Annotated in this window: 7 protein-coding genes and 1 pseudogene; 3 read left to right on the plus strand and 5 right to left on the minus strand. The window is 68.3% G+C overall.

Annotation, left to right across the window (positions count from 1 at the left end):
- The 3 genes and pseudogenes from ACFYW5_RS35685 to ACFYW5_RS35695 form a co-directional block, all read right to left on the minus strand.
- A complete protein-coding gene (locus tag ACFYW5_RS35685; RefSeq protein WP_389421300.1) occupies positions 1 to 246 on the minus strand; it encodes a hypothetical protein in 246 nt (81 codons plus the stop codon).
- Between the two features lie 396 nt (positions 247 to 642).
- Positions 643 to 1,266, minus strand: a pseudogene (locus tag ACFYW5_RS35690) (transposase); the annotation flags it as partial.
- Positions 1,244 to 1,450, minus strand: a complete 207-nt coding sequence (locus ACFYW5_RS35695) for a hypothetical protein (protein ID WP_389421301.1) — start codon at positions 1,448 to 1,450, stop codon at positions 1,244 to 1,246. The gene ACFYW5_RS35695 and the pseudogene ACFYW5_RS35690, both read right to left, overlap by 23 nt.
- A gap of 52 nt (positions 1,451 to 1,502) precedes the next feature.
- Here ACFYW5_RS35695 and ACFYW5_RS35700 point away from each other — a divergent pair, with 52 nt between their 5' ends.
- Positions 1,503 to 1,649 (plus strand): hypothetical protein, encoded by a 147-nt coding sequence (locus ACFYW5_RS35700; protein WP_389421302.1) that lies wholly within the window; start codon positions 1,503 to 1,505, stop codon positions 1,647 to 1,649.
- A gap of 67 nt (positions 1,650 to 1,716) precedes the next feature.
- On the opposite strand, the gene ACFYW5_RS35705 is transcribed toward ACFYW5_RS35700, so the two are convergent.
- A complete protein-coding gene (locus tag ACFYW5_RS35705; protein WP_389421303.1) occupies positions 1,717 to 2,241 on the minus strand; it encodes a hypothetical protein in 525 nt (174 codons plus the stop codon).
- 275 nt (positions 2,242 to 2,516) lie between these two features.
- Here ACFYW5_RS35705 and ACFYW5_RS35710 point away from each other — a divergent pair, with 275 nt between their 5' ends.
- Positions 2,517 to 11,645, plus strand: a complete 9,129-nt coding sequence (locus ACFYW5_RS35710) for a DNRLRE domain-containing protein (protein ID WP_389421304.1) — start codon at positions 2,517 to 2,519, stop codon at positions 11,643 to 11,645.
- 85 nt (positions 11,646 to 11,730) lie between these two features.
- Here the strand turns inward: ACFYW5_RS35710 and ACFYW5_RS35715 are convergent, their stop codons facing one another.
- Positions 11,731 to 12,846: a hypothetical protein gene (locus tag ACFYW5_RS35715; protein ID WP_389421305.1), complete on the minus strand. Its 1,116-nt coding sequence runs from the start codon at positions 12,844 to 12,846 to the stop codon at positions 11,731 to 11,733.
- An 80-nt stretch (positions 12,847 to 12,926) separates the two neighbouring features.
- On the opposite strand from ACFYW5_RS35715, the gene ACFYW5_RS35720 reads away from it, so the two are divergent.
- Complete coding sequence (locus ACFYW5_RS35720) at positions 12,927 to 13,526, plus strand: SUKH-4 family immunity protein (RefSeq protein ID WP_389421306.1); 600 nt, start codon at positions 12,927 to 12,929, stop codon at positions 13,524 to 13,526.
- Positions 13,527 to 13,680 lie beyond the last annotated feature (154 nt).

A 13,680-nucleotide genomic window follows, 5' to 3' on the forward strand; every position in this document is an offset into this window, starting at 1 on the left:
TCACTCGACCGCGGTGATCCGGTCGGCGTAGGCGCCGTATGCCTTGCGCCCGGAGGGGGCGGCTCCGCCCTGGGCGAGGGCGGTGCACTGCTCCAGTGCGGCCTGGTGGAGGGCGAGCGGGGCGGTGATGCGCACCGCGTAGCCCCGGCCGCGGCGGATGGTCCGCCCGACGCGGAGGGCATCGCGGACGGCGGTGTCCGGGGTGTCCTCGAGGTGCTCGGCGAGCAGGCCGGGCGCGTCGATCATGTGCGGCTGCTCGGGATCGGGCGCCTGCTCCTGGTCCCCGGCGTCGGCGGCCGGCGCGTCGGGGACTGCCCTGGCATCGCGGGCGTCGGCGGCGTTGAGGACGCGGCGGATGGTCTATTACTCCAGCAGCGCTTTGCTATCTGGCCTGGTCACAAGGGCCGTCGGGAGTGTAGTTGGGTGAAGTGGTGCTCGGTGGGGTCTTCGCCGAGCTCCCTTCCAACGAGTGGAGCCACGTATTGGGTTGGCTCCGGCTCGGACAGCCTCCAGGTGTGATCGATGAGCATGCGGACACGACCTGGGACCGAGAACTCGACGACCTGTTCCTTCGCATCGGCCACCGGTTCGGCCGAACTGACCTGCGGCGCCGGATGCGGGACTACGTGCGGGGCCTCCTGGCGCCGCGCCGAACGCCGCCAGTCCGAGGGCGCCCTTGAGGTAGGGGTTGCCGGGCCGGACCTTGGTGTTCTTGGTGCGGCCGGCGGACTCGTGGTGGCCGGGGCAGACCCCGGCCAAGGACGCGAGGTGTTTGGCGGTGGCGAAGCGGTTCATGTCGCCGCCGGTCTCCGCGACGATCACTTCAGCGGTGGCCTGGTTGATGCCGGGGATGGTGTCGAGCAGGTCGAGGGCGCCACGAAAGGGGGCCATCGCCTCTTCGATCCGTCCGGTGAGCTGGTCGATCATCGTGGTGAGCTGGTCGTATTGGTCCAGATGCAGCCGGGCGAGGAACGCGTGGTGTGCGCGGAAGCGTCCGGTCAGGGCCTCGGTGAGTTCGGGGATCTTGTTGCGGAGCCTGCGTTTGGCCAGGTCCGCGAGGACCTGCGGGTCGGCTTCGGCACGGATGAGGGCTTCGAGCATGGCCCGGCCGGAGACGCCCATGATGTCGGAGGCGACCGCGGACAGTTTGATGCCGGTGTCCTCCAGCAGCTTCTCCAGCCGCTGGATTACACGGCCGCGTTCACGGGTGGCGGTGGTCCGGGCGCGGGTGAGGTCCCGTAGTTCACGGACCGGTTCGGGCGGCAAGCAGGTCGAAGTTGTGCTGGAACACGGGGCCCACGACGTAGCCTGCGTTGTGCAGGGCCTTGAGCGCGTGGTGCGCGGCCGTCGGTTCGGCGAGGAAGCTCTCGCGGAACATCGTGACCAGCTCGTCGGCCTTCGCCGTGGCGTCGAGCAGCATCTCCCGGACCAAGGTGTCCCTGTTCGGCATCCGCGTGCGGGAAGTGGGCGGAGGCGCTCCGTCGAGCCTGTTGATCCCCCCCGTGAGTATGCAGGGTTCCGAGGACGGGGACATCGGATACGCCTCGTTCACGAGGGACGGCAGCGTCGTGTTCAGCTCCGCGGCCGCGGACTTCGTGCCCGGGGACACCGATGCCGCGGACGGCGTCTTCGAGCTGCGGCTGCGGTGAGCATCCGACCGGGCCGCGCCGAACCCCGCGGGCCGGCAGGTCCGTTCCGGGGCGCCGAGTGAGCCGGTCAGTCCTCGCTGGGTGACGGCGAGGGAAGTACGCCCGTGCACCCCGTCCGTCCGTACGCCCCGTTCGCCGTCGCGCTCTGCACATGGCGGCCCTTGATCGCGAGGGCGCACTTGGCGTTGCCGCCCTCCGAGCCGATGACGAAGGAGACGACCGGTGTGCGACCGAGCGGAACTTTGGTCTCCATGCGCCAGGGCAGCCGCGCCCGCGTGACGGTCTCCGCCGTGCCGTTCTCGCTCGCGCCCTGGTAGGTGATGTCGACGCGGCCCTGACCGGTCACCTCGTAGGTCACGGCTGCGGTCGGCACCTTGCGCGGCGGGTCACTCTCCTCGCCCCGCAGTACGCCGTAGGCGACAAGCCCGGCGCACAGGGCGAAGGCGGCCGCGGCCGCCACCGGAACGGGCCGGTCCGTGAGGAACCGCAGCCTGCCGCTCTTCGGCGGTCCGGGGGAGTCCGCCGGACCGCCGGCCTCGCCGTGCGCCGACTCGCCCTGCGGCTCCACCTGTTCCTCGGTTCCTCTGGTCATGGCGTCTCTCCAGCTGGGGCGGCACGGCCCTGTGCCTGTGCGACGACGCCAGATCCAAGGGGGCTGGGCTGGCGCATGTCAAGCTGACGGCCAAATGGGGCATTCTGCGGCGGTGGCTGGATTTTATCCCCAACTCACCCTGTTTTCCCGGAGTTTGACGCGGCCTGCGCCTTATCGCCGTTCGTTTGACATGCGCATCGCGCATCGGTGTAGGTGGTCCGGCCGCCAATTGTCGTCCGGCAGTTGGTACGTGGTTCCTTCGCGAAGGGAAACCGATGCACAGACCGAGAGCCAGACGGCTCCTGGCCACGACCGTGGTGCTGGCGGTTGCTTCCGCCCTTGCGCCCACGACACCCGCTTTCGCGCAGCCGCCGGACACCGAGCGGCTCGCCTCCGGCATCAAGGACTTCCTCGGCACCGGCGACGACGAAGCGGAGCCGGTGGACCCGCCAAGCCTCCCCGACACCGATGTCGCCGCCAACGAGCGCCTCCCCAAGGGCAAGGCCGCGGTCGAGCCCAAGCGCGTCAAGGAGCTCAAGGAGCGGCGTACACCGCACGCCCGCTACTGGCAGCTGTCCGACGGACGGATCCAGTCCGAGGTCTCCTCCGTGCCCGACGCGTACCCCGCGGGTCAGGGCAAGGAGCGCGTCTGGAAGCCGATCGACAGCGAGGTCACCGACACCGGGCGCAAGGGCTTCGACAAGGCCAACACCACCAACCTGGCCCGCACGTACTTCAGTTCACGCCCCGGTGAGCTGGTGCGCTTCGAGCTCGACGAGGGCCACTGGGTGTCCCTGGGGCTCAAGGACCCGGCCGCCAGGAAACTGACACCGGTCACCGACGGCAACACCGTCACGTACAAGAACGCCTTCGGCGAAGGTGCCGACCTCCAGTACACCGTCGGCAACGGCAGCGTGAAGGAGGGCATCGTCCTGCGCGAGCGGCCCGCCACCGCTCCGGTCTACGAGTTCACGCTCGACACCCACGGTCTCAAGGCCAAGGCGCAGGACAACGGCAGCATCGCGCTCTACAGCGAGAGCGCCGGACCCGACCGGCCCGAACTGGTCATCCCCGCGCCGTTCATGACCGACTCGAAGAAGGACGCCTCCTCCCCGTACGGGACGAAGTCCTCCGACGCCGTGCAGCAGAAGCTGACCGGCAAGGACGGCTCGTACGAGGTGAGCCTGCGGCCCGACGCCAAGTGGCTGACGGCCGACGCGCGCCAGTACCCAGTGACGGTCGATCCGACCATCACCATCGCGCCGACCCCGGCGCAGTCCGAGGACGTCATGATCTCCTCCGACGGTCCGGCCGACAACTACGACGGCAGCTGGCGGCTTTCGGTCGGCAACACCGCCACCGGATCGAGCCGCGCCCTGCTGCGCTTCGGCCTGGCCGGGATCCCGGCGGGGACCAAGCTCGACAACGCCGAGCTCAAGCTCTACTACGACCAGACGCACACCACCGGCGCCGAGGAAGTGGCCCTGGAGGCGCACCGCGCCACCGGCCCGTGGACCGAGTCCGGTGCGACCTGGAACAACGCCAAGGACCTGACCGGCGAACTGTCCGGCACCTCCGTCCTCGTCGACGACGGGGACGCGGGGACCACGGCCGCGCAGGGCGCCTGGCCCGCCTCGACCAACACCGCGTACACGCAGTACGCCAAGGGCCAGGACTACCGGTACAACAAGGACGCCACCGCGGGCGACACGTACTCCTGGCAGCCGAACCTCCCCGAGGACGGCAATTACCAGGTCGACGTGCACTACGTCCCGGCCTCCGACCGCGCCGTCAACGCCCCGTACACGGTGAATTACAGCGGCGGCAGCAAGGCGTACACCGTCAACCAGCAGGCGGGCAGCGAGGGCGAGTGGAAGACGCTCGGCACACACCCGTTCAAGGCGGGCACGGCCGGCAAGGTCGTCCTCGGTGACGGTCCCGCCTCCACGTCGACCACGGTGCTTGCGGACGCCGTCCGCTTCACCAAGGGCGGTGTGGTCACCAAGCGGCCGGACGTGATCAACACCTGGCACAGCTTCGCGGTCACCAAGACCGTGCAGCAGTGGCTGGACGGCACGTACACCAACAACGGCTTCGTGGTGAAGGCCGGCGACGAGTCCGCCACCGCGCCCAAGGGCGGCCCGCGCTACGAGGCCGCCGAGTACGCGTACAAGGGCGAGATCGCCAACTACCCCAAGCTCGTGCTCACGTACGGCACGCAAGGCGTGGACGTGAACCCGCCGCGCACCGTGCACTCCACGGGCGCCGAGCTGACCTGGCCCGGGTACGCCGACCCGTCGGCCGCCGACGGCGACGACATCGTCGAGTACCAGGTCCACCGCAGCGTCTTCCAGCGCTTCACGCCGTCCGGGCAGACGATGGTCGCGCCGGTCGCCAAGGACCTGCGGACCTTCACGGACACCACGGCCACGCCGACACCGGCGGACTCCGCCGACCCGTTCGGCAACGCCTACTACTACATGGCCGCGGTCAAGCTGAGGGACGGTCGCGTGCTGCCGTCCACCACCCAGCTCGTACGGCTCCCCAAGGCCGGCCGGACCACGCTGATCCTGCAGAGCGGCCAGAGCGACACCACGCTGTCCTCCGCGCAGCCCGCCACCGGACACGACACGCTCTCCGAGTCCGGGCAGCAGCGGTCGTGGCTCGCGGTCGGCAACAACTCCAGTGTTTACGGGACCACTCGGGCCCTGCTCGACTTCCCCGGCACCGAGAACATCCCGGCGAACGCGCGCGTCCTCGACGCCCAGCTCGACATGTGGGGCTTCACGACCACGACGGGCTCGAACGGCGCGGTCTACGAGGCGCGCGGTCTGACCCGCGACTTCGACGAGACCACCGCGAGCTGGACCAAGGCGAACTCCACCACCAACTGGAGCGCGGCGGGCGGTGACATGGACGCCGCGGTCTCCGACACGGTGGGCACCGTCACCAATGACCCGGCGCGCCAGAGCTGGTCGCTGACCTCGCTCGCCCAGAAGTGGATCTCGGATCCGTCGAGCAACCACGGCGTCGCCGTGCGGCTCAAGGACGAGACGACCGCCGGGCCGCAGGAACGCACAATGTTCCTGTCCTCGGAGGCCGAGGAGTCCGAGCTGCGGCCGCAGCTCGTGGTCACGTACCTGTCCAAGTCGACGGAGAACACGTACTTCGCGCCGTACACTCCGGCGCGGATGATTCCCGGCGACGAGTACACGGTCGACGTCACGCTGACCAACACCACGACCGCGACCTGGCCGGCGGGGACGCGTTCCCTCTCCTACACCTGGTCGCTGCCCGACGGCACGGACGCCACCACCGGCGGCAACCAGCTGGCGACGCCGCTCGCCACCGAGGTGCTTCCCGGCGACTCCATCACCGTCCCGGCGAAGCTGAAGGCCCCCATCAACTCGGACTCGGGCAACAAGCGCCTCGAGTACGTCCTGAAGTGGGACCTGAAGAACACCGCGAACAACACGTGGCTGTCGGCGACCGAGAACGTCCCGCCGCTCGCCCAGAACGTCCGCACCGAGGACCCGACCTCCAACCAGCTCGGTCTGGAGAAGTTCTACTCGTACGCGGGCAAGAACACCGGCGCGGGCTCGTCGCTGATGACGAACCTGTACGCGGGCAACACGGTCTGGCAGTACAACGCGTTCTCCAACCCGGGCCGCGGCATCGCCACCTTCGCCCGCTTCGCGTACAACTCGCAGGACACCTCCGACACGGTCCTCGGCCACGGCTGGTCGGCGCAGCTCGCGATGCCGCTCCGGCTCGGCGCCGCGCTGGACTTCCACCCCAACCCGAACCCGACGGAGGTCACCCTCCCCGACGGTGACGGCACGGCGCATGTCTTCCGCAAGCAGGACGACGGCAGTTGGCGGGCCCCGGCCGGTGTGCATTACCTGCTCCGGCAGAACACGGCCGTGGACTGCAAGCCGAGCTCGGACGGCGACCCGCGCGCCTGGTCGCTGACGCGTCCGGACCGTACGCAGTTCTTCTTCGACTGCGACGGCTACCTGACGGCGGTCGTCGACAAGAACGGCAACACGCAGACGTACACGTACGCCGAGCGCAAGTCGAACAACAAGCCCGTCAAGTTCCTCACGTACATCGAGGACCCGGCGCAGCGCCAGTCGCTCACGGTCGACTACTACACGAAGGCCGACACCAGCAGCCCGAAGATCATCGACCACGTCAAGTCGATGACCGACATCTCGGGCCGCAAGGTCACCTTCGAGTACTCCGACAAGGGCCTGCTCACGAAGCTCACCGACGGCGCGGGCACCAGCCAGCCCAAGGTCTTCGGCTTCGCGTACGACATGGAGCAGGGCAACAAGAACGCCAAGCTGGTCAAGGTCACCGACCCGCGCGGCAACGGCACTTCGCTCGACTACTACTACCCGAGCGAGGGCGACGACCCGAAGTTCCACTGGAACACGCAGACGCTGACGGACCGCCTCGGCGGGACGACCGGCTACGCGTACACGGATCCGGACGGCACGTCCGGCTCGGTCATCAACACCAAGGTGACCGACGCCGAGAACCACGCCAGCCAGTACGTGATCGACGGTTACGGCCGCGCCACGGCCATGACCAACCCCAAGTCCGAGACCACGAAGATGGCCTGGGACGCCGACAACAACGTGACGCGCATCGAGGAGGCCAACGGCGCCGTCACCACCTGGAAGTACGACCCGAAGACCGGCTACCCGCTGGAGCAGAAGGACGCCGAGGCCAACAAGAACGGCACCGCGGCGAAGACCTTCACCTACTCCTACGGGCTCAACGGCCACATCGCGGACCTCTTCGAGAAGAAGTCCCCCGAGGGCCGCACCTACCGGTTCGGCTACGACGCCGTGGGCAACCTGACCTCGGTCACCGACCCCAAGGGCGTCGCCTCCGCCACCGAGGGCGACTACACCGCGCGCACCGAGTACGACGTGTACGGGCAGGTCGTCAAGGAGACCGACGCCAACGGACACGCCACGCGCTACAGCGAGTTCCTGCCGGTCGGCTTCCCGAAGACCATCACGGACGCGGCGGGCCACGACTCCCACTTCGCCTACGACGACCGGGGCAATGTCACCGAGGTCGTCAACGCGAAGGGCGCCAAGGTCACGCAGGCCTACGACGCGTTCGGCCGCCCCCTGGAGAAGAAGGAGCCCGTCAAGCAGGCGGAGAACGACTTCATCGTCACGCCCGCGCCGGTCTACGACGCGAACGACAACATCACCAAGGTGACGGCACCCAACGGGGCGGTCTCCAGCACGGTGTACGACAGGGCCGACCAGCAGCTCGAGCAGGTCGACCCGGGCGACGAGCCCACGGACCCCGGCCGCAAGACGACCACCGGGTACGACAAGGTCGGCAACGTCGTCAAGGTCACCGGACCGCAGGGGAATCTGACGCCCGAGGAAGGCGACTTCACGGCGACCACCGTCTACGACGCCGCGTACCAGCCTGTCGAGATGGTGGACGCCGAGGGCAACAAGGCCACGGTGTCGTACGACAACGTCGGCAATGTCGTCAAGATCGTCGACCCGCGCAAGAACGCCAGCGCGGACCCCGACGACTACACCACCAAGTACGAGTACGACCTCAACCACCGCACCACGCGCACCATCGACGCCCTGGAGTGGGCCACCTCGGTCCGCTACGACAAGGACGGCCTTCAGGTCGCGCAGACCGACGCGGAGGGCAACGAGTCGCTCGCGACGTACGACGAACGCGGCGCACTCGTCGAGTCCAAGGTGCCGGTGAAGGAGGACGCTTCCGGCAACGTCACCTCGTACCGCACGACCAAGTACGCGTACGACCAGGTCGGCAACCGCACGAAGACGATCACCCCGCGCGGCGTCGAAACCACCGACGACGCGACGGACTTCACGTCGGAGACGGTCTACGACGAGCTGAACCGGGTGAAGGAGGAGCGCTCCGCCTTCGACAAGGACGACTCGACGTACGCCACGCCGGACTCGGTGTTCTACACCTACGACTCCGTCGGCAATCTCCAGTCGGTCTCGGCCCCGCCGTCCGACGGCCAGACGGTGCGCAACGTCACCGAGTACACCTACTACGACAACGGCTGGACCGAGACGTCCAAGGACCCGTGGGACATCACCACGTCCTACGCGTACAACAAGCTCGGCCAGCAGACGAAGAACACGCTCACCTCGGCGGGTGGCTCCCAGCAGCGCACCATGACCTGGGACTACTACCTGTCCGGCAACGAGAAGGCCCGCTCGGACGACGGTGTGCCCGTCGGCAAGCAGGTCGTCCTCGTCGACAGCTCGGACTTCAACAACACCGCGCTCCAGGGCAGTTGGTCGCGGACGCAGACCGAGCAGCAGTACGGCTACGACACGTACTCGCATCCCGCGGGTGACGGCAGCGCCTCGCTGTCGTGGCAGCTGAACATCCCGCAGAACGGCACGTACGAGGTCTTCGTGCGGCACCCGAAGATGACCGGGGCCGCGAGCGACGCCACCTTCAAGGTCGATCACGACGGCGGCAGCGCGACGAGGACGGTCGACCAGACCCAGCGCCCGGGCGAGTGGATCTCGCTCGGCAGCTATGCGTTCGTCGAGGACGGTCCGCAGAAGGTCACGCTGACCGACAAGGCGAACGGGACGGTCCTGGCCGACTCGGTGAAGTTGGTCCGCGCCAACTCCGGTGAGACGGACACGGAGAAGAAGGACTTCACCTACAAGTACAACGCGAACGGCAACAAGACCGAGGTCCGTGACCTCTCGCCGGGCGCGAAGATCGACACGTACAAGATCGCGTACGACGGTCTCAACCGGATCAGGACGGTCCAGGAGATCGCGGCCGGCACGGTCAAGAACACCACCGCGCTGACCTACGACGAGAACGGCAATCCGCTCACGTCGACGCACGACCTGACCTGGTCGAAGATCGAGTACGACGAGCGTGACCTGGTCAAGAAGGTGACCAACGCCGATTCGCCGACCGCGGGCAATCAGCAGATCACCTCGATGACCTACACCGGGCGCGGCCAGCTCCTGAAGCAGACCAAGCCCAACGGCAACACGCTCGAGATGAGGTACTACCCCGACGGGTCGGTCCAGCAGTCCCTGGAGAAGACCTCGGGCGGCACCGTCGTGACGCAGCACGATCTGGAGTACACGCCCAACGGGCACCGCTCCAAGGACGTGCTCAAGCTGATGAACGCCGACGACAACTCGGCCTACATCAACAACACGTACTCCTTCACCTACGACCCGCAGGACCGCATCACCAAGGTTGGCAAGGCGGGCGACAGCCCGGCGACCGAGGAGTACCGCTACGACCGCAACAGCAACATCGTCGAGCAGAAGGTCGACGGCGTCACCACCACCCAGCGCTACGACCGCAACCGGCTGTTGTCGGCGTCGCAGAGTGGTGCCACGTCCACCTACAACTACGACCCGCTGGGCCGGCTCGACACGGTCAGCACCGGTGGCCAGACCGCCGAGAAGTACACGTACGACGGCTTCGACCGCACCGTTAAGGTGCGCTCGGGGGTCGGTGCGACGGCGCAGACCACCAGTTACGTCTTCGACCCGTTCGACCGGACGGTCTCCCAGACCACGTCCGGCGACAAGGGCAAGACGACGGCGTTCACCTACCTCGGACTCGACACCACGCTGCTGCGCGAGACCGTGGACGGCAAGGCCGACAAGGACTACCAGTACCTCGCCGGCGGCCAGCGGGCCACGCAGATCAAGCACAAGGACGACGGAGCGAAGGAGGTCTCGCAGTACGTCACCAGCCCGCGCGGCGATATCGAGGCGATCACGAAGGAGGACGGCAAGACCCGCGCCACGTACGGCTACACGGCCTACGGCAGTGACGACTCGTCGCAGATGACGGGTGCGGACAAGCCGTCGTCGGGTGGTGAGGAGCAGGACTCGTACAACGCGTTCCGCTTCAACTCCTCGCGCTTCGACGCCTCGTCGGGCACGTACGACATGGGCTTCCGCAACTACGACCCGGGACTGAACCGCTTCCTGACCCGGGACTCGTACAGCGGTGCGCTCTCCGACATGTCACTGGCCACGGACCCGTTCACCGGCAACCGGTACGCGTTCGCGGGCGGCAACCCGATCAGCTTCGTCGAGCTCGACGGGCACCTGTTCGGGCTCTCGCTCTCCGACATCGGCCACGCCGCGCTCGACGTGGTCGGCATGGTTCCCGTAGTCGGTGAGGTCGCGGACGTCGCCAACGGCATCTGGTACGCGGCCGAGGGCAACTACGCCGACGCCGCACTCTCGCTCGCCTCGGCGATCCCGCTGGTGGGCTACGGTGCGACGGCGGTCAAGGCCGGCAAGTACGCGGCGAAGGGCAGCGAGGCGGCCGACACCGCCAACGACGCGCGCAAGACGGCCGACAACGCCGGTGACGCGGTCGACACGGCGAATGACGCCCGCAAGGCCGACGGTCCCGACGGTACGACGACGAAGTCGCCGGACAAGCCGGATGCGAAGACCTGCAAGACCAACAGCTTCGTGCCCGGTACGCAGGTCGTCCTGCCGGACGGCAGCACCACGGCCATCGAGAAGCTGAAGGTCGGCGACCAGGTCGTGGCCACCGATCCGGAGACCGGTCAGACCGAGCCCCGGTATGTCACCAACGCCCGCAGCCACAAGGGCGAGAAGGCCCTCGTCACCCTGACCGTCGACCGCGACGGCAAGGACGGCGAGGCCAAGCCGGTCGAGATCACGTCGACGGCGGCCCACCTGTACTGGCTGCCCGACTTCGGCCGGTGGGTCGAGGCCGAGGACCTCAAGTCCGGCATGTGGCTGCAGACCTCGGCCGGTACCTGGGTCCAGATCACCGCGATCGACACCGCGCACCGCACGGAGCGCGTGTACAACCTGTCGGTCGAGGGCGTCCACACGTACTACGTGGGCGCGGGCCACACCGCCGTTCTCGTTCACAACTGTGGCTATGAGAACGAGGCGATCGCCGCGCAGAAGCGCGCGGACGACCTCAAGAAGCAGTGGGGCAAGGGCCACGACTACTCGACGGTCGCCGTGATCGGTGTCCGCAACAAGATCACGGGTGAGATCAGCGAGAAGGTGGCGCTGGCCGGAGGCAAGAACATCGACGAGGTCGGCAAGGGCGTCCTCAAGAACGGCGAGGAGTTCATCCAGGGCCAGCCGGTGCCCGGCCGCCTCACGGCGAAGGGCAAGCAGGCGTACGAGCACGCCGAGGAGGCCGTGTTCAACTGGGTGAAGCAGAACCCGAACCTCGAAGTTGTGTACGGCGGCACCTCGCGCAACGTCTGCAAGGGCGTGTGCGCACCGCTGGTGCAGCAGACGATGAACCTGGGCGGCAAGGTCTTCCCAGGAAGGGGGGACAAGACGCAGTTCAGGATGTTCTGGCTCACCACCCGTTACTAGCCGTGCGCTGACAGCGTGAGGCAAGCGGCCCGCCGGTCCTCGGACCGGCGGGCCGTATCGCGTGCGTGTCCCGCGCGGTGGGCGGTCAGCCTTCCTCCGCCAACTCCCATACGAGGACGGCCGTCCGGTCCTCGGAGACCGTGTACCAGGCTCCTTCGCCCGCGGCTCGCACCGGTCCGTGGACGGGCTGCGGATAGCTGATCCGCGCACGCAGCGCCATGTCGTCGGTGTCGACCAGCCAGTGGCGGCCCGGTCCGTATCCGGCGTCGCTGCCGGAAGTGCCCGCCACGACCGTGGTCTCGCCAGTGAAGGCGGCGTCGAAGTCCCAGTAAACCCTGCCCCCTTGGGGGTAGGGCGGCACGGTTCCGTCGGCGTCCAGGTCACGCAGCATCGCGCCGCTGTCCGCCGCGTGCAGATAGAGAGCGTCCTGCTGGACATCGGTGGCAAGGAGATGCCGGCCGGAAGGGCTCACGCCGAGGAGCACGGTCTCGGCGTCGATCTTCCGCACGGACAACACCCCGCCGTCGAGGCGTCCCCACAGCGCCGGAGAGCCCTCCTCTCCCTCACCGACGCTCAGACCCATCTGCGCCGGGTCGGGGTGCACCGTGTGGAAGGAGCCCGACGCCACCGTGCCGGTGGCCGCGCGTCCGAGGATCCGGCCGTCGGCGGCGTCGAGGACCAGCCAGAACTCATCGGTCTCCACGTCCTGCCCGTCCCCCGCAAGAGGGCCGCGCACATGGGCCCAAAGCAGCTTGCCGTCGGCGGAGAAGGCCGCCGAGCCGCTGTCGGGGTACTCGTGCTCGCCGTCCTCGCCGCGGTCGTCGGCGTACTCGGCGAAGTCCTCGTGCAGCTGGGGGTATTCACCGGCCCAGCACGCGTGGCGCACCTCCCAGCGCGTGGCCCCGGAAGCGGTCACCGCCCGCACCGCGTGCAGCCCGGCGAACACGGCGACGTCACCGGACGGCGAGACGGTGACCGTACCCAGGTCGCGCGGCCAGGGCGCGGGAAAGCGCACCACGTCGCCCGACGCGGTGTCGAGCACGGCGAGTACGGTGTCGGCGCGCTGCACGACCAGCCTGCGCCCGCCTTGGTGCAGGAGGACGGGGGCATCGGCGGAGCCGGGTTCCAGCGGGGCCGGGATGGTGGCCACGAGTCGGGCCGCGCGGGGAGCGGCCCCTCCGTTTATGGGATCGGTGGACATGCACCGCATGCTCGCACATGTGCCGGGGTGAGTACGCTCCGAGGCGGTTCGTCGGTGCACCTTCTGCGAAGGGAACGTCCATGGGGTACATACCGCAGTGGCTGAATTCCTCCTCATGGGAGGAGAGCGGGGGGCTCGCACTCGACACCGGCGCGCCCGCCGCGGCGTCCGACTGGCCGGCCGCCGTGCGCCGGGCATGGGACGTCGCGGAGGAGTTCGGCCTTCCCCAGGAGGCCGCCCTGTTCTGTCCGAGCACGGGCGGGGCGCCCTTTACGGACGTGTTCGACAACACCGGCAGGCGGTACTGGCGGCTCGGTCAGCACAGCCCCCAGCTGACGCCCGGGTACTACGAGCCCGAGTACGTTCTCGACAGCGAGGGAAGGGTGGTGCTGCTCGACCCCTCCCTGCCGGGGCCCCGCTTCGTGAACTCCTCGCTGATCGCGTTCCTGGACGCGCTCGCCGCGTGGGATTACCGGTGCGAGCACATCGACGACTTCGACGACCTCGAATCCGACGAGGAGGAGGACGAGGAAGACGACGACACGGATCCGGCGGAGGCGGCGCGCGTCGCCTTCGGCCTGGAGATCAGGGACCGTCTCAAGGAGCTCGACCCTCCCGCGTTCGCGATGGACACCTGGTGGGACCGGGTCTACGAGGAAGTCGAACTCGACGCCATCTGATCCGTCCGACCGGCGTCGGTGAATGATGAGGGGACCCGGCCCGGGACTGTCCGGGCAGGGCCCCGTTACCTTCTTCGTGGCCTCGCAAGGAGGCTCCCGGCCTTCGGCCCCGGTATGACTTGAGCCCCCAGTCGAGATGATCGAAAAGGTGGTG

It is taken from the genome of Streptomyces sp. NPDC002779, from assembly GCF_042888685.1.
Classification (GTDB): Bacteria; Actinomycetota; Actinomycetes; order Streptomycetales; family Streptomycetaceae; genus Streptomyces.

What these genes read in the sequence shown, in the direction of transcription:
- ACFYW5_RS35685 (WP_389421300.1), bottom strand. Translation starts at nt 246, where the DNA reads ATGATCGACGCGCCCGGCCTGCTCGCCGAGCACCTCGAGGACACCCCG.
- ACFYW5_RS35695 (WP_389421301.1), bottom strand. Translation starts at nt 1,450, where the DNA reads ATGCCGAACAGGGACACCTTGGTCCGGGAGATGCTGCTCGACGCCACG.
- ACFYW5_RS35705 (WP_389421303.1), bottom strand. Translation starts at nt 2,241, where the DNA reads ATGACCAGAGGAACCGAGGAACAGGTGGAGCCGCAGGGCGAGTCGGCG.
- ACFYW5_RS35710 (WP_389421304.1), top strand. Translation starts at nt 2,517, where the DNA reads ATGCACAGACCGAGAGCCAGACGGCTCCTGGCCACGACCGTGGTGCTG.
- ACFYW5_RS35715 (WP_389421305.1), bottom strand. Translation starts at nt 12,846, where the DNA reads ATGTCCACCGATCCCATAAACGGAGGGGCCGCTCCCCGCGCGGCCCGA.
- ACFYW5_RS35720 (WP_389421306.1), top strand. Translation starts at nt 12,927, where the DNA reads ATGGGGTACATACCGCAGTGGCTGAATTCCTCCTCATGGGAGGAGAGC.